Annotated in this window: 13 protein-coding genes; 3 read left to right on the forward strand and 10 right to left on the reverse strand. The window is 63.5% G+C overall.

The annotated features are described in order from the left end of the window. Window positions 1-70 precede the first annotated feature (70 nt). The 7 genes from ACQ4WS_RS12695 to glpD all read right to left on the reverse strand — a co-directional run bounded on the left by ACQ4WS_RS12695 (window position 71) and on the right by glpD (window position 7,708). Entirely contained in the window at window positions 71-1,798 is a 1,728-nt protein-coding gene (locus tag ACQ4WS_RS12695) for an ABC transporter substrate-binding protein (protein WP_436476721.1), read from the reverse strand. Window positions 1,799-1,870: 72 nt separating this feature from the next. Then, window positions 1,871-2,146 (reverse strand): DUF2160 domain-containing protein, encoded by a 276-nt coding sequence (locus tag ACQ4WS_RS12700; RefSeq protein ID WP_034779613.1) that lies wholly within the window; start codon window positions 2,144-2,146, stop codon window positions 1,871-1,873. Window positions 2,147-2,174: 28 nt separating this feature from the next. Further along, window positions 2,175-2,981, reverse strand: coding sequence for a carbohydrate ABC transporter permease (locus ACQ4WS_RS12705; protein WP_436476723.1), 807 nt, complete (start codon window positions 2,979-2,981; stop codon window positions 2,175-2,177). Next, window positions 2,978-3,862 carry a carbohydrate ABC transporter permease gene (locus ACQ4WS_RS12710; RefSeq protein WP_099667330.1) on the reverse strand — a complete coding sequence of 295 codons (885 nt, stop codon included), beginning with the start codon at window positions 3,860-3,862 and terminating at the stop codon, window positions 2,978-2,980. The genes ACQ4WS_RS12705 and ACQ4WS_RS12710 overlap by 4 nt, the downstream gene beginning before the upstream one ends. Then, on the reverse strand, window positions 3,862-4,953 hold the full coding sequence (locus tag ACQ4WS_RS12715) for an ABC transporter ATP-binding protein (RefSeq protein ID WP_436476726.1): 1,092 nt from the start codon (window positions 4,951-4,953) through the stop codon (window positions 3,862-3,864). The genes ACQ4WS_RS12710 and ACQ4WS_RS12715 overlap by 1 nt, the downstream gene beginning before the upstream one ends. A 1-nt stretch (window position 4,954) precedes the next feature. Further along, window positions 4,955-6,058 (reverse strand): ABC transporter ATP-binding protein, encoded by a 1,104-nt coding sequence (locus ACQ4WS_RS12720; protein ID WP_436476728.1) that lies wholly within the window; start codon window positions 6,056-6,058, stop codon window positions 4,955-4,957. Window positions 6,059-6,151: 93 nt separating this feature from the next. Further along, window positions 6,152-7,708, reverse strand: coding sequence for a glycerol-3-phosphate dehydrogenase (gene glpD, locus ACQ4WS_RS12725; RefSeq protein ID WP_436476730.1), 1,557 nt, complete (start codon window positions 7,706-7,708; stop codon window positions 6,152-6,154). A 194-nt stretch (window positions 7,709-7,902) separates the two neighbouring features. Here glpD and ACQ4WS_RS12730 point away from each other — a divergent pair, with 194 nt between their 5' ends. The 3 genes from ACQ4WS_RS12730 (at window position 7,903) to ACQ4WS_RS12740 (ending at window position 10,517) form a co-directional block, all read left to right on the forward strand. After that, window positions 7,903-8,661: a DeoR/GlpR family DNA-binding transcription regulator gene (locus ACQ4WS_RS12730; RefSeq protein ID WP_193316641.1), complete on the forward strand. Its 759-nt coding sequence runs from the start codon at window positions 7,903-7,905 to the stop codon at window positions 8,659-8,661. Between the two features lie 356 nt (window positions 8,662-9,017). Further along, entirely contained in the window at window positions 9,018-9,521 is a 504-nt protein-coding gene (locus ACQ4WS_RS12735) for a MarR family winged helix-turn-helix transcriptional regulator (protein WP_436476733.1), read from the forward strand. Between the two features lie 78 nt (window positions 9,522-9,599). After that, entirely contained in the window at window positions 9,600-10,517 is a 918-nt protein-coding gene (locus ACQ4WS_RS12740) for a pyridoxal-phosphate dependent enzyme (RefSeq protein ID WP_436476735.1), read from the forward strand. 3 nt (window positions 10,518-10,520) lie between these two features. Here ACQ4WS_RS12740 and ACQ4WS_RS12745 read toward each other — a convergent pair whose 3' ends face one another. The 3 genes from ACQ4WS_RS12745 to ACQ4WS_RS12755 form a co-directional block, all read right to left on the reverse strand. Beyond that, window positions 10,521-12,521 (reverse strand): diguanylate cyclase domain-containing protein, encoded by a 2,001-nt coding sequence (locus ACQ4WS_RS12745; RefSeq protein WP_436476737.1) that lies wholly within the window; start codon window positions 12,519-12,521, stop codon window positions 10,521-10,523. 19 nt (window positions 12,522-12,540) lie between these two features. Next, window positions 12,541-13,071, reverse strand: coding sequence for an adenylyl-sulfate kinase (cysC, locus tag ACQ4WS_RS12750; protein WP_436476739.1), 531 nt, complete (start codon window positions 13,069-13,071; stop codon window positions 12,541-12,543). 63 nt (window positions 13,072-13,134) lie between these two features. After that, on the reverse strand, window positions 13,135-15,804 hold the full coding sequence (locus ACQ4WS_RS12755; protein WP_436476741.1) for a molybdopterin-dependent oxidoreductase: 2,670 nt from the start codon (window positions 15,802-15,804) through the stop codon (window positions 13,135-13,137). Window positions 15,805-15,808: the final 4 nt, after the last annotated feature.

The following is a 15,808-nucleotide window of genomic DNA, read 5'->3' on the forward strand; positions in this document are numbered from 1 at the left end:
CGTCTTTACAGTGAAAGGGGCACAGGCAAACGCCCGTGCCCCGGAACAACGGCGGCAGAAGCTTACACGACTACCTTACCTTGCCTTCTTTCCAAGCCTGCAATAATTTATCGTAGGCAATCGTTTCACCCTTCGGCTTTTCATTCGCCAGCTTTTTCCATGGGGCGTGCTGGTCCGACAGATACTGGTTCGGGTCACCCTTGGCATTGAGCTTGGGCGCGCACGCTTTCATGCCGGCCCGCTGCAAGCGCGCCATGACCTGGTCCATTTCCTCGGCCAGATTGTCCATGGCGGCTTGCGGCGTTTTTTCCGCCGTAATCGCCGTGGCCACGTTCTTCCACCACAGCTGCGCCAGCTTCGGATAGTCGGGCACATTGTTGCCCGTCGGCGTCCATGCCACGCGGGCCGGGCTGCGGTAGAACTCGATCAAGCCGCCGTACTCGTTCGCGTGTTTCGTAAAATAATCATGGCGGATGTCGGAATCGCGGATGAAGGTCAGGCCGACGATCGATTTCTTCAACGACACGGTTTTCGAGGTGACGAATTGCGCGTACAGCCAGGCGGCGGCCTTGCGGTCATCCGGCGTGGACTTGAACAGGAACCAGGAACCGACGTCCTGGTAGCCGTTCTGCATGCCCTCTTTCCAGTACGGGCCGTGCGGCGACGGCGCCATGCGCCATTTCGGCGTGCCATCCTTGTTGACCACTGGCAAGCCCGGTTTCGTCATGCCGGCCGTAAATGCCGTGTACCAGAAAATTTGCTGGGCGATTTCACCCTGCGCCGGCACAGGGCCCGATTCCGAGAAGTTCATGCCGTTCGCTTGCGGCGGCGCGTATTTCTTCATCCAGTCGATATATTTCGTCAGCGCAAAGACGGCCGCCGGTGAATTGGTGGCGCCGCCGCGCGACGTCGAGGCGCCCACGGGCGTGCACTTGTCGGCCGCCACCTTGATGCCCCACTCATCGACCGGCATGCCATTCGGAATGCCCTTGTCGGCCGCGCCAGCCATCGACAGCCACGCATCCGTGAAGCGCCAGCCCAGCGATGGATCTTTCTTGCCGTAATCCATGTGGCCATAGACTTTCTTGCCGTCCAGTTCCTTCACGTCATTGGTAAAAAAGTCGGCGATATCTTCATACGCGGACCAGTTCTGCGGCACGCCCAGCTCGTAACCATACTTGGCCTTGAACTTGGCTTGCAAATCCTTGCGCGCGAACCAGTCGGCGCGGAACCAGTACAGGTTGGCAAATTGCTGGTCGGGCAGCTGGTACACCTTGCCGTCCGGCGCCGTGGTAAAGCTGATGCCGATGAAATCCTTCAGGTCCAGGCCGGGATTCGTGAATTCCTTGCCCTTGGCGGCCATGTAGTCGGACAGGGGTTCCACGGCGCCATAGCGGTAGTGCGTGCCGATCAGGTCGGAATCGGAAATCCAGCCGTCATAGATACTCTTGCCGGACTGCATGGAGGTCTGCAGCTTTTCCACCACGTCGCCTTCCTGGATGATGTCGTGGCGCACCTTGATGCCCGTGATTTCCTCGAAGGCCTTGGCCAGCGTCTTCGATTCGTAGACGTGGGTGTCGATGGTTTCCGAGACCACGGAAATTTCCTTGATGCCCTTGGCTTTCAGCTTGGCCGCCGCATCGATGAACCATTTCATTTCGGCAAGCTGTTGCTGCTTGCTCAGGCTGGATGGCTGGAATTCCTTGTCGATCCAGGTTTGCGCCTGCTTGGCGTCGGCCAGGGCCGCATTCGACACGAGCATGGCCGCAGCCGCGAAGACCGTAAACTTCAATTTCATCGTGAATCTCCTTTTATAGTTTTTACCGGCCGCCTGCTGGCGGTCCGGCCTCCATCAACACCGGCAAGCCGGTCATCCCCAACGCATTACCACTAATAAAAGTACAAAACTGATGGCAGCACCTATCGCCTGCTGCATTTCCGTGAAGCCCGCCCACGCCAGATTCACGTAGGCTGCCGTGAGCAAGCCGATGAACAGGCGGTCGCCGCGCGTCGTCGGCATGGGCAAAAAGCCCTTGCGCTCGATGCTGGGCGAACGGATTTGCCACACCGTCATGCCTGCCAGCATCAAGCCGATGCAAATGAAGAAGATGGCCACTTCCGGCGTCCAGGCCATCCAGCCGAACAGGCTGGCTGTGCTATCGGTATTTTCCATGTCACACCCTCCCCATCGCAAAACCCTTGGCAATGTAATGCCGCACGAACCAGATCACCAGCGCGCCGGGCACGATGGTCAGCACGCCGGCGGCCGCCAGTACGCCCCAGTCCATGCCGGCCGCCGAGACGGTGCGCGTCATAGTGGCGGCAATCGGCTTGGCATTGACGGACGTCAAGGTGCGGGCCAGCAGCAGTTCCACCCAGCTGAACATGAAGCAGAAGAAGGCTGTCACGCCCACACCCGACTTGATCATCGGCAAGAAGATGCGGATGAAGAAACGGGGGAAGCTGTAGCCGTCGATATACGCCGTCTCGTCGATTTCCTTGGGCACGCCGGACATGAAGCCTTCCAGTATCCACACGGCCAGCGGCACGTTGAAAACCATGTGCGCCAGCGCCACAGCCAGGTGCGTATCCATCAGGCCCACCGTCGAATACAGCTGGAAGAAGGGCACGAGGAAGACGGCCGGCGGCGTCATGCGGTTGGTCAGCAGCCAGAAGAACAGATGCTTGTCGCCCACGAAGTTGTAGCGCGAGAAAGCATACGCGGCCGGCAAGGCGACGGTGACCGACATCAGCATATTCAAGGCCACGTAAATCATGGAATTGATGTAGCCGCTGTACCACGACGGGTCCGTAAAGATCGTGTGGTAGTTGGCGAACGTCAGTTGCTGTGGCCACAGGCTCAAGACCCCCACGATTTCCTCGTTGGTCTTGAGCGACATGTTGAGCATCCAGTAGATGGGCAACAGGGATGCCAGCAAAAAGACGGCGAGGATGGCGCTGCTCATTTTCTTGTGCATCATTTCTGGTCTCCCGTACCGACGCGCTGCATCCACGTGTACAGCACAAAGCAGAACAGCAGGATGATGAGGAAATAGATCAGGGAAAAGGCGGAAGCCGGCCCCAGGTCGAACTGGCCCACGGCCTTTTGCGTCAGGTATTGCGACAAAAAGGTAGTCGCATTGCCCGGCCCGCCGCCCGTCAGCACGAACGGTTCCGTGTAGATCATGAAACTGTCCATGAAACGCAACAACACGGCGATCATCAGCACATTGCGCAGTTTTGGCAGCTGGATGTAGCGGAATACGGCCAGGCGCGAGGCGCCGTCGATGCGCGCTGCCTGGTAATACGCGTCGGGAATGGCGCGCAAGCCCGCATAGCACAGCAGCACCACCAGGGGCGTCCAGTGCCAGATATCCATCACCATCACCGTCAGCCAGGCGTCGAGCGAATTGCCGTTGTAGTTGTAATCAAAGCCCAGCTGGTTCAGGCTGTAGCCCATCAGGCCGATGTCGCCGCGGCCGAAGATTTGCCAGATGGTGCCCACCACGTTCCAGGGAATCAGCAAGGGCAGCGCGATCAGCACCAGCGCCAGCGAGGCCTTCCAGCCATCGGCCGGCATGCACAGGGCGATCAAAATGCCCAGCGGAATCTGGATCGCCAGCACGGAGCCGGAAAACAGCAACTGGCGCAGCAAGGCGCTGTGCAAGTCGCCGTCCAGCATGACCATGCGGAACCACTCCGTGCCCACGAACACCTTTTGCGTGGGGCTCAGAATATCTTGCACGGAATAATTGACCACCGTCATCAGGGGCAGGATGGCGGAAAAGGCCACGCACAACAGCACGGGCAGGATCAATAGCCAGGCGCGGCGGTTGTTATCGGTTTTACCGTTATGTATCATCAGGCCACCCGCTTATCGTTGACATAGAAAAGGGTGCGTTGCGGCGGAAAGCGCAGCCGCACAGCATCCCCGGGTACGGCATCGATGGCGCGCAGCTTGGCCGCCACCGTGGCGCCACCCAGCTGGAATTCCGCCAGGTAATGCGTGCCCATGTTGCGCACGGCCGTGACCGTGGCATCCAGCGTAGCCTCGCCACCCTCGCCTGCTTGCCGGCATTCGACGAATTCCGGCCGCACGCCCAGCGTGATTTTCCCTTGCGCGCCAGCCAGGGCCGCGCGGACGGCGGCGGACACGGCCAGTGCCTGGCCCGCCACGCGCACGCCACCATCGTCGAGGGTGCAATCGAGCAAGTTCATGCCCGGGTTGCCGATGAAATAGCCGACAAACGTGTGCTCCGGTTCCTCGAACAGGGCTTGCGCGCTGCCCGTCTGCACCACTTCACCCTGCGTCATGACGACCACCTGGTCGGCAAAGGTCAGCGCTTCCACCTGGTCGTGCGTGACGTAGATCAGTGATAACTTCAGTTCGTGGTGGATTTCCTTCAACTTTCTGCGCAGCAGCCATTTCAGGTGCGGGTCGATCACCGTCAGCGGTTCATCGAACAGCACGGCCGCCACGTCGGGACGCACGAGACCGCGCCCCAGCGAAATCTTTTGCTTGGCGTCCACGGACAAGCCGCTGGCGCGCAATTTCAGGTCGCCCGTCAATTCCAGCATCTGCGCCACCTGCTGCACGCGCTTTTTCACCTCGCTCTCTTTCCAGCCGCGATTGCGCAGTGGAAACGCCAGGTTGTCGTGTACGGTCATGGTGTCGTAGATCACGGGAAACTGAAATACTTGCGCGATATTCCTCGCCTCAGTCGGCAGTTGCGTGACGTCCTTCCCGTCGAACAACACCTTGCCATGCGACGGTTTCACCAGGCCGGAAATGATATTGAGCAAGGTCGTCTTGCCGCAGCCGGACGGCCCCAGCAAGGCGTAGGCGCCGCCGTCACGCCATTCCATGCTCATGGGCCGCAGCGCATAGTCGGCGGGTGCCGTCGGGTTCGGTTTGTAGGCGTGGGCCAGGTCGACCAGTTCGATGCGCGCCATGTCAAGCTCCTCCTGTCGTAGATTGCCCAGGAGCAAACAGCAGCCCGCGGTCTTGCGCGAAGATCAGCAAGGCATGCGGCTGGCAATACACGGTGCAGGCGCTGCCGATCTCCAGGTTGTGCACGCCGCCCAGCTGCGCCACCAGGGCCAGGTCGCCACGGCGCGCATGCACATAGGTTTCCGAGCCGCTGATTTCCGCCAGGTCCACCTGCGCCGCGATGGCCACGTCGCCCTCGGACTGGGGCGACAGATGCAGGCTGTGTGCGCGCACGCCGAGGATCACGTCCGTGCTGTCGCCCAGGCGGGCGCGCTGTTCGCCGCTCAAGTGAATGGACAGGCCGTCCGCCGCCTGCGCCACGCCCTGCGCATCCACGCGCGCGGCGATCAGGTTGATGGGTGGGTCGCTGAAGGTGCGCGCCACATCGATGGAATTGGGGGCGTTGAAGACGTCCAGGGTCGGCCCCTGCTGCAGCAAGCGTCCCTCGTGCAGCACGGCCACGTGGCCGCCCAGCTGCAGCGCTTCCAGCGGTTCCGTGGTGGCGTACACGACCGTCGTGCTGCCGCTGGAAAACAGTTCCGTCAATTCGCGGCGCAATTCTTCGCGCAGCTTATAGTCGAGGTTCACCAAGGGTTCGTCGAGCAGCAGCAAGGACGCATCCTTGATCAGCGCGCGCCCCAGCGCCGTGCGCTGCTGCTGGCCGCCCGACAGTTCTCCGGGCGTGCGCTGCAGATACGGCGTGATATGCAGGCGCTCGGCCAGCGCCAGCACTTTCGTCCGTATCTGTTCCTCGGGCACCTTGCGCAAGCGCAAGGGCGAGGCGATATTGTCGTAGACGGTGAAGGCCGGATAGTTGATGAATTGCTGGTACACCATGGCCAGGTTGCGGCGGCTGACGGGCACGCCCGTCACGTCGACGCCATCGGCCGTGACGGTGCCCCCGCTGGGCTTGTCCAGGCCCGCCATCACGCGCATCAGGGTCGTCTTGCCGGCACGCGTGGTGCCCAGCAAGACGTTGATGGCGCCCGGCACCAACGCCAGCGACATCGGATATAAAAAGTCGTCAGCCCCCTGCTTCCTGCTGATCTTGTCCAGTACCAGTTGCACGCGCTTCTCCTCCAGTGATGTTTTTTTATTCTTCGCCGCACCCTCTGCGGGGCGCGGTCGCCAACGTGTTTTGTTTACGGCAAAGGGTGCTACTTACGGCAAAGGGTGCTGCAACAGCCAGGCGTCGAGCGTGTCCGCCGTCTCGCGCGGCAGGTGCAAGCCCAGCTTGGAGCGCCGCCACAGAATGTCGGCCGCGCTGACGGCCCATTCATGGCGCCGCAAATAATCAACTTCCGCCGCGTACAGGCCGGCGGCAATTTCCTCGCCCATGGCCAGCACGTCCGTCCGCCCATCGAGCAGCAGATGGATGCGCGTGCCGTAGGCGCGCGCATAGCGCGCCACCAGCGCCGCCGGCAGCCAAGCATACTCGCGCTGCAAGCCTTGCACGAACTGGCCGAACTCGCGCACGGAGCGGTTCTGCGGCGTGCTGCCGAACACATCGCCGCCGGGCAAGCAGGCGCTAGCCGTCCAGGCCGGCCGCGTATTGCCCAGCAAGGGCGCCAACATATCCAGCGCCTCCTCGGCCAGCTTGCGGAAGGTGGTGATCTTGCCGCCGAAAACACTCAGCAGCGGCGCACTTTCCTGGTCCAGTTCGAAGCGGTAATCGCGCGTGACGGCCTTGGCATCGGCCGCCGCATCTTCCACCAGCGGGCGCACGCCGGCATACGTCCAGACTACGTCAGCCGGCACAATGGGCTTGCTGAAATAATAACTGGAAAGTTCGCACAAGTAACGAATTTCCTCGTCATCGATTTCCACCTTGCCCGTGTCGCCGTGATAGTCAAGGTCGGTAGTGCCGATCAGGGTGAAATCGTGCTCATACGGAATGGCAAATACGATGCGCCCGTCCGGATGCTGGAAGATGTACGCATGATCATGCTCGAACAATCGCTTGACGACGATATGGCTGCCCTTGATCAGGCGCAAATGCCGTCCCTTTCCGCCCGGTGCCGCCTGCTGCAGGAACTCGGCCGTCCACGGCCCGGCCGCATTGACGACGCTGCGTGCGCGCACGGCCAGTTCACGTCCGTCGCCTTGCAGCAGGGTCGCCTGCCAAGTAGCGTCCGCACCCGCGCCGTCGCGCCGCAGGGCCGCGCAGCGCGTCTGCGTCAGCACGCGCGCGCCCTTGTCCGCCGCGTCGACGGCATTCAGCACCACCAGGCGCGCATCGTCGACCCAGCCGTCGGAATACACGAAGCCGCGCTTGAACTGGGGTTTTAACGGTGTGCCGGCCGCGTGGCGCTCAAGGTCGATGCCGCTGGAGGCCGGCAGGATTTCCCGCTTCGCCAGCATGTCGTAGAGGACCAGGCCGGCGCGTATCAGCCAGGCGGGACGCTGGCCCTGCGCATGCGGCATGACGAAGCGCAGCGGCCACATGATGTGCGGCGCCGAGCGCAGCAGCACTTCGCGCTCGATCAGCGCCTTGCGCACGAGGCCGAATTCATAGTATTCGAGGTAGCGCAAGCCGCCGTGTATCAGCTTGGTCGAGGCCGACGAGGTGTGCGCGGCCAGGTCGTCCTTTTCGCACAGCACGACGGACAAGCCCCGCCCGGCCGCGTCGCGCGCGATGCCGGCGCCATTGATGCCGCCGCCGACCACCAGCATGTCGCATGCCATCGCTGTCTCCACACCTTGCTGTGCTGCCGCCATCGTGACTCCGTGTATGTCGGGGAAAGGCCGGCGAGGAAAGACTAGGCATCGCCGGTGACTGTCGTTAAGATCAATACAGATGTAATTCGAATGCAATATGGATAAGGTTACGCCAGAATACGAACTCATAGCAACATATTTCCATTACTATTTGTTCGTTTTTGTTCGTTTGTGATTTTTAAAGAGACAAACCCATGATTTTGAATCCCCGCCAGCGCCGCCTGCTCGAAGTGGTGCGCCAGAAGGTCACCATGTCCGTCGAAGAGCTGGCCCAGCAGCTGGACGTGACGCCGCAAACCGTGCGCCGCGACGTCAAGCAGATGGAAGAAGCGCGCCTGCTGGCCCGCTACCACGGCGGGGTCGGCTTGCCTTCGTCCGTGGAAAACATCGATTACAGCCAGCGGCAAGTGTTCAACAGCGACGCCAAGCGGCGCATCGCCGCCGCCGTCGCCGCGCAGGTGCCGCATGGCTGTTCGCTCTTGATCAATATCGGCACGACGACCGAGGAAGTGGCGCGCGCGCTGGGCCGGCACACGGGCTTGCACGTGGTAACGAACAACCTGAACGTGGCCGCCATTCTGGCCGACAACGCCGCCTGCGAAGTCATCGTGGCCGGCGGCGTGGTGCGCGGGCGCGACCGCGGCATCGTGGGCGAAGCCACCATCGACTTCATCCGCCAGTTCAAGGTCGACATCGGCATCATCGGCATTTCCAGCATCGACGAAGACGGCAGCCTGCGCGACTTCGATGCGCGCGAAGTGAAGGTGGCGCAAGCCATCATCGAACAGTCGCGCGAAGTGTGGCTGGTGGCCGACCAGCATAAATTCGGCCGCAAGGCGCTGGTGCGCCTGGCCGACCTGGCGCAAGTCGACATCTTGTTTACGGATGCGCCGCCACCGCCCCGCTTTGCCGAAGTATTGCGCGAAGCGGGCGTGAAGGTGGTACTGGCCTGAGCGGGCCGCATTTCTGCAAGAAAACCTCGCACTGTCGCGTGGGCAATACGTCGTATGTGGGCAAGCTCGCGGAATGATATGAAATATTTATCAATTCGGCAAAAATGCTGTTACCATTGATGCAACAAGAGTTATTTTTTTAGTCTTCCTGTCCGGCAATACGATTATTTGCTTGTTATTGCTTTTTATTTATACAGAGCAAGAAAAAAAGGAAAACCTCTTTGCCGGTAAGTGATTTCCTGTGAAAACAGTGTTAAAACTACCTCAAGCACGATGATTGTTCCCAAACAAACCACTCGACAGCAAGCGTGAAGGCCTTAACCATGCCGGCAACGCCGCACAGTGAAGGAAGAGAAATGAGCCATAATTTTGAAACGGCCGCCACGCCGCAAGCCGCCCATCCCAACAGCGTCCCCGTCAGCGAACTGGAAGCCCATCTCGGTTACTGGCTGCGTTTCGTTTCCAACCACGTTTCCCATAGTTTTCAGAAAAAAGCCGAAGCCAATGGCGTGACGGTCTCCGAGTGGGTGGTGCTGCGCGAAATGTTCCGCCTGGGCTGCACTTCGCCCACGGTACTGGCGCAAGTGTCGGGCATGAGCAAGGGCGCCGTCTCGAAACTGATCGACCGCCTGGAAAGCAAGGGCATGGTCAGCAAGTCTATCCTGCTGGCCGACCGCCGCCAGCATTCGATCGAACTGACCACGGAAGGCGAGGCGCTGGTGCCAGTGCTGGCCGAGATGGCCGACCAGAACGACGAGGAATTCTTCGGCCAGCTGCCGCGCCAGCTGCGCGACGACTTGCTCGAAGCGATGAAGGAAGTGGCGCGCACGCATCAGCTCAAGAGCGCCCCGCTGAACTAAGTCACTCCCGGCAAGGGTGACACGCTGGCACGGGCGCTTCGGCTATGATGCTGGCCTGACCGTCTACCAGGAACACGCATGGCCCTGCACATCGAAACCCCTTTGCTCAACTCGCGCGCCCTGAGCCTGCACAGCGAACGCGCCATCTGGCTCAAGCTCGAAGCCTTGCAGCCGCCCGGCTCCTTCAAGATCCGCGGCATCGGCCTCGCCTGCGAAGAATACGCGCGGCGCGGCGCCAGCCGCCTCATCTCTTCTTCCGGCGGCAATGCCGGCATCGCCGTGGCCTACGCGGGGCGCCAGCTGGGCATTCCCGTCATCGTCGTCGTGCCGGAAACGACCAGCGCGCGGGCCAAGGCCCTGATCGCGCAGGAAGGCGCCGAAGTCATCGTGCACGGCGCCGCGTGGCAGGAAGCGAACGCGCTGGCGCAGTCGATGCTCACGCCGCAAGACGCCTTTTTGCATCCCTTCGACGACGCGCTGCTGTGGCAGGGCCATGCCGGCATGATCGATGAAGTGGCCCGCGCGGGCCTGAAACCGGACGCGGTGGTGCTGTCGGTGGGCGGCGGCGGCTTGCTGGCCGGCGTGGCCGAAGGCTTGCAGCGCAACGGCTGGGATGACGTGGCCCTGGTGGCCGTGGAAACGCAAGGCGCCGCTTCGCTGGCCGCCGCCGTCGCCGCGCGCGAACACGTGGCCCTGCCGGCCGTGAGCAGCATCGCCACGTCGCTGGCCGCGCGCCAGGTCTGCGCACAAGCCTACGCCATCAGCCAGACGCGCCTGTTGCACAGCGTGGTGGTGTCGGACCAGGCCGCCGTCGACGCCTGCCAGCGCTTTATCACCGATCAGCGCCTGGTGGTGGAGCCGGCCTGCGGTGCGGCGCTGGCGGCCGTCTACGGCAAGGCGCCGGAACTGGCGCCCTACCGCAATGTGCTCGTCATCGTCTGCGGCGGCGTGACGGCCACCACGCAGCAGCTCGACCACTGGACTGCCACCCTGTAAAACCTACGGCGCCGCCTCGAGCAGCGCCACGCCATCGCGGCCCAGCCCCTTGGCGGCATACAGGGCCTGGTCAGCCAGATCCAGCAACTGCGCCGGCGTCAGCGCGCCTTCGCGAAAGATGGCGATGCCGATGCTGGTCGTCACCGGCAGCGGGCCGCTGGCCAGCTCGAAGGGCTGGCGGATGGCGTCGATGATCTTGGCGCCGACGTGCCGCACTTCGGCCGCGCTGTTCACGCCTTCGAGAATGATGACGAATTCATCGCCGGCCAGGCGTGCCACCAGGTCGCTGGCGCGCACGCTGCGCTCCAGTCGCGAAGCGAATTCCTTCAGCACCTCGTCGCCCGCCTTGTGTCCCAGGCTATCGTTGATGGCCTTGAAACGGTCGATATCAAGATAGGCCAGCGCCATCGGCGCGCGCGCGGCACGCGTGCGCTGCATGCTTTGCGCCAGCTGCTCGTCGAAGCGGCGCCGGTTGGCGATGCCCGTCAGGGTATCGGTGGCGGCGGCAGACTGCAGCGCCGTGTGCATCGCCTTGGTCTTGGTGATCTCGTGGATCAGGCCATACACGCCTTCCACCGCGCCGCTCTCGCCCACATCGGGCACGTAGCTGGTCTGGAAGACGCGCCGGCCAGCGCCCCCCTCGCCGCCGATGGTAAATTCATATTCGACCTCTTCGCCCGCAAAAGCGCGCCGCAGGTAGGCTTCACGCAATTGATACGCTTCCTCCCCCAGCACCTCGCGGATCGACTGCATCAGGCTTTCCTGCCGCGACCGGCCGAACCATTTTTCAAACGTGGCGTTGATGAACTGGTAGCGGTGCTCGCGGTCGATGTAGACGATCACCACAGGCACATGGTCCGTCAGCAGCTTCAGGCGCCGCTCGCTGTCGCGCGTCTGCGCCTCGGCGATTTCGCGCTCGGCCACCAGCGAGTAGAAATCGCGGCTCACGTCGCCGATCTCGTCGCGCCGCTCGATTTGCAGCGCCTCGATGCCCAGGCGCTGGCGGTGGATCTGGTGCACCTGGCGGCGCAAGCGCTCGAGCGGCTGCAACAGGCGCAGCACCACGCGCCAACCGGCCAGGCCCGCCAGCGCCGCCAGCAGCACGGCGGCCAGCAATATCTTGCTGCGGATGGCGTGCAACGGTGCGAACGCGTCGCGCATGGGATAGACGGATACCAGTATCCAGCCCGTCGAGGCGATGCGATGGTAGGCAAACAGCGCATCGACGCCTTGCGTGGTGGTGCCCGTCAGCCAGCCCTCGTAACCCTGCATGGCGCGCCGCGTAGGCACGCTGACGGGGCCATGGGCTTCGATATGCTGCATGATGCGCGACTTGTCGGGATGCTCGACGATGACGCCTTCGCTGGTCATGATGTACAGGTAGCCGCCCGGCCCCGGCTTGAGCGCACCGAGACGGCCCAGGAAGTCGGGCTGGCGCAGGTTGACGCTGGCCGCCAGCACATAACGCACGCCGCCCTGCGCATCGAACACCGGCTGCGTCACCACCACGATGGGCATGCCGGAAATGCTGCCGTTGAGCGGCGCGGAAATCACCGAGCGCCGGCTCGCCAGCGTCTGTTCAAAATAAAGGCGGCCCTTCAGGTTCAACCCCGCCTGCGGCTTGAAGGGACTCACGCTGGCCAGGACAACGCCGTCGACGCCGACCACGCCGGCCGAAAAGAACTCCTTGCCCAGCACAGTTTGCGCGGCCAGGAAGCGCTGCAGGCTGGCGCCGTCGTGCGCGCCGCTGGCCGCCAGGCTGTCCGCCATCGCGCGCAGCACATTGCGCTTGGCGTCGGTTTCTTCATCGATGAAAACGGCGGCGCTGGCCAGCGATACGTACTGCTGGCGCCCCGTCACGTCGCGCATGCCGCGCTCGGCCACGGCCAGGGTGGCCAGCGCCAGCGAAGCCACCGCGCCCAGCACGAGCAGGAAGACGACCACGCTCATGCGCGCCTTCAGGCTGGCCGGCAGGCACCCGCGCAGCCATTTGCGCAATCTCATACGCATCGCCACCACGCCGTCACAGCCGCTGCTGCAAATGCCGGCACAGACGCTCGACCGCTTCTTCCAGCGCCAAGGCCCCCGTGTCGAGGGTCAGAGCGGCCGCCAGCGGCGCTTCATACGGCGCGGAAACGCCCGTGAATTCGGCGATCTGCCCCGCGCGCGCCTGTTCATACAAACCTTTCGGATCGCGCGCCTCGCACACGGCCAGCGGCGTGCTGACGTGGACTTCGATGAAATGCGCCGTGCCGATAATGGCGGCGGCCATGGCACGGTCGGCGCGATACGGCGAAATGAAGGCGGCGATGACAGTCAGGCCCGCCCCATTCATCAGGCGCGCCACTTCGGCCGCGCGGCGGATGTTTTCATGCCGATCTTGCGGCGTAAAACCCAGGTCGCGGTTCAAGCCATGGCGCAGCTGGTCACCGTCGAGCACCGCCACGGCGCGGCCCTGCGCCTTGAGCCGGCGCGCCAGCGCATCGGCGATGCTGGATTTGCCTGCACCGCTCAAGCCCGTCAGCCAGACCGTGTCGTGTTGTCCTGCTGTCATCAGACTGCCTCTCCCCTTGTAGAGCTGGCAATATAACAAAGCCGCGCAGGAAAGGACAGATGATCAGGCAGCGCTGCGCGCCTCAAGCAGCAACTGTCGTATCTCCGGCACGCAGGAGCCGCAATTGCCGCCCGCCTTGACGCAGGCCGTCACCTGCGCCGTCGTCGTCAGTTTTTGCTCCGCGATGGCGGCGCAAATGGTGTTGCGCCCCACGCCAAAGCACGAACACACGGTGGGACCGGCGTCCATGCCCTTGCCGATGGGCTGGCCCAGCAACACGCCGGCGCGGTCGGCCGCATCGAGCTGCGCGTGCGCAAACAGGCCCGCCAGCCAGCTGCGCGACGGCAGGTCGGGACGCGGCGAGACATACACGCATTGCCCGATGCGCCCCTCGACCAGATGCACGGCGCGGTACACGCCGGCGCTGGCGTCCGCATAATCGAGCCAGTCGGCATTGTCGTCCGTGACGCCCAGCAGCGCGCGCGCCCAGGCACCCAGGTCTTCGATGCGCTGGCGGCCCGCCAGTTCGTAGCGCAGGAACTGCTCGCCCTGGATGCGCGTCCAGTGCGCCACGCCGTCCAGGTTCAAGGGCGTGCGGCTCAGGACAAACGCATGCCAGTGCACGCGGAACTGCTCGATGCGCACGGGCGTGTGCTTGAATTCGGGCTCGCCCGAGACAGGGTCGACGACGGGATTGACGACGGCGCCCACGCGCGCATCGGATGCATTCGCATCGCTCCAATGGATCGGCACGAAGACCTGGCCGCGCGCGATGCCGCCGCCATGCACGACCCGCGCCACCATCGCGCCCCAGGCGCTGCTGATGCGCGCCAGCTCGCCTTCGCGCACGCTGTACAGCAGCGCATCCTGCGGGTGGATGTCGATGAAGGCTTCGGCGATGTGGCCCGAGAGCTTGGCCGCCTTGCCCGTGCGCGTCATCGTATGCCATTGGTCGCGCACCCGGCCTGTATTCAAGATGAGCGGATAGTCTTCGCCGGGCATGTTCTGCGGCGCGCGCGGTGGCGTGGGAATGAAGCGCGCGCGGCCATCCGCATGCGCGAAGCGGCCGTCGCCGAACAGGCGCGCCTGGCCCTGCGGCCATTGCTGCGGCGCCAGGGCCTCGTATTGCGCCGCATCAAGGTTGTCCAGGCCCGCCAGATTGAACAGGCGCGCCGTTTCCGCCCCGTTGCGGAAGGTGGACAGGCGCGCGTGTTCGTCGAAGATGGCTTGCGGCGACGTGAAATCGAAGCCCGCATAGCCCATGCGCCGCGCCACATCGCACAGCACGTCCCAGTCGGCGCGCGCTTCGCCGGGCGCCGGCAAAAACGCCCGCTGGCGCGAGATGCGGCGCTCGGAATTGGTCACCGTGCCATCCTTTTCACCCCAGCCCAGGGCAGGCAGCAGCACGTCGGCATGCACGTTCGTGTCCGACGCGGCGCTGATGTCCGACACCACCACCAGCTCGCATTTGGCCAGCGCGCGGCGCACCTGGTCGGCGTCCGGCATGCTGACCAGGGGATTGGTGGCGATGATCCACACGGCCTTGACCTTGCCCGCTTCGATGGCGTGAAACAGGTCCACCGCCTTCAGGCCAGGTTTACCGGCGATGCGGGGAGAGTCCCAGAAGGTTTGCACGGTCTCGCGGTGCAGCGCATTATCCAGCTCCAGGTGCGCCGCCAGCATGTTGGCCAGGCCCCCTACCTCACGCCCGCCCATGGCGTTCGGCTGGCCCGTAAGGGAAAACGGCCCCATGCCGGGCTGGCCGATGCGCCCTGTCGCCAGATGGCAGTTAATGATGCTGTTGACCTTGTCCGTGCCGGAGGACGACTGGTTTACGCCCTGCGAAAAGGCCGTGACGACCTTGCGCGTGGCGGCAAACGCCTGGTAAAACGCCAGCAAGGCTTGCGGGTCGACCTTGCAGATGCGCGCCACCTGCAAGGGGTCGCTGCAATCCACGTGGGCGGCCGCCAGCGCTGCGTCGAGTCCCGAGCTGTGCTGCGTCACGAAAGCCTCATTGATCACGCCTTCGCGCGCCAGATGGCACAGCAAGCCGTTGAACAGCCACACATCGGTACCCGGTTTCACGGGCAAATGCAGGTCGGCCAGCTCGCAGGTGGCCGTGCGGCGCGGGTCGATCACCACCAGTTTCATCTCCGGCCGGGTTTCGCGGATGCGGGCGATGCGCTGGAACAGGATGGGGTGGCACCAGGCCGTGTTCGAGCCCACCAGCACCACCATGTCGGCCAGTTCCAGGTCTTCATAGCAGCCCGGCACAATATCCTCGCCAAACGCGCGCTTGTGGCCCGCCACGGCCGACGACATGCACAGGCGCGAATTGGTGTCGATGTTCGCACTGCCCACATAGCCCTTCATGAATTTGTTGGCCACATAATAATCTTCCGTCAGCAGCTGGCCCGACACATACAGGGCCACAGCGTCAGGGCCGTGCTCGTCGATGATGGCGCGCAAGCCGCCCGCCACCTGGTCCAGCGCAATGTCCCATGAAGTCCGCTGCAAGATGCCATCGACGCGCACCTGCGGCTGCAGCAAACGATTCTCGAGCTCCAGGGTATCGCCCAGGGCCGAGCCTTTCACGCACAGGCGGCCCAGGTTGGCCGGGTGGCTGGCATCGCCGGCGATGCGGATGGCGCCGTCGGGCAGGCGTGTCGCTGCCACGCCGCAGCCGACGCCGCAATACGGGCAAGTGGTTTTCACGGGCGTGCAGCTAGTCATGAAA

Source organism: Janthinobacterium leeuwenhoeki (assembly GCF_051380795.1).
Classification (GTDB): domain Bacteria; phylum Pseudomonadota; class Gammaproteobacteria; order Burkholderiales; family Burkholderiaceae_D; genus Janthinobacterium.

Excerpts from the sequence above, each read along its gene's own strand:
- ACQ4WS_RS12695 (WP_436476721.1), bottom strand. The coding sequence starts at position 1,798 with ATGAAATTGAAGTTTACGGTCTTCGCGGCTGCGGCCATGCTCGTGTCG.
- ACQ4WS_RS12705 (WP_436476723.1), bottom strand. The coding sequence starts at position 2,981 with ATGATGCACAAGAAAATGAGCAGCGCCATCCTCGCCGTCTTTTTGCTG.
- ACQ4WS_RS12710 (WP_099667330.1), bottom strand. The coding sequence starts at position 3,862 with ATGATACATAACGGTAAAACCGATAACAACCGCCGCGCCTGGCTATTG.
- ACQ4WS_RS12715 (WP_436476726.1), bottom strand. The coding sequence starts at position 4,953 with ATGGCGCGCATCGAACTGGTCGACCTGGCCCACGCCTACAAACCGAAC.
- glpD (WP_436476730.1), bottom strand. The coding sequence starts at position 7,708 with ATGGCGGCAGCACAGCAAGGTGTGGAGACAGCGATGGCATGCGACATG.
- ACQ4WS_RS12730 (WP_193316641.1), top strand. The coding sequence starts at position 7,903 with ATGATTTTGAATCCCCGCCAGCGCCGCCTGCTCGAAGTGGTGCGCCAG.
- ACQ4WS_RS12735 (WP_436476733.1), top strand. The coding sequence starts at position 9,018 with ATGAGCCATAATTTTGAAACGGCCGCCACGCCGCAAGCCGCCCATCCC.
- ACQ4WS_RS12740 (WP_436476735.1), top strand. The coding sequence starts at position 9,600 with ATGGCCCTGCACATCGAAACCCCTTTGCTCAACTCGCGCGCCCTGAGC.
- ACQ4WS_RS12745 (WP_436476737.1), bottom strand. The coding sequence starts at position 12,521 with ATGAGATTGCGCAAATGGCTGCGCGGGTGCCTGCCGGCCAGCCTGAAG.
- cysC (WP_436476739.1), bottom strand. The coding sequence starts at position 13,071 with ATGACAGCAGGACAACACGACACGGTCTGGCTGACGGGCTTGAGCGGT.
- ACQ4WS_RS12755 (WP_436476741.1), bottom strand. The coding sequence starts at position 15,804 with ATGACTAGCTGCACGCCCGTGAAAACCACTTGCCCGTATTGCGGCGTC.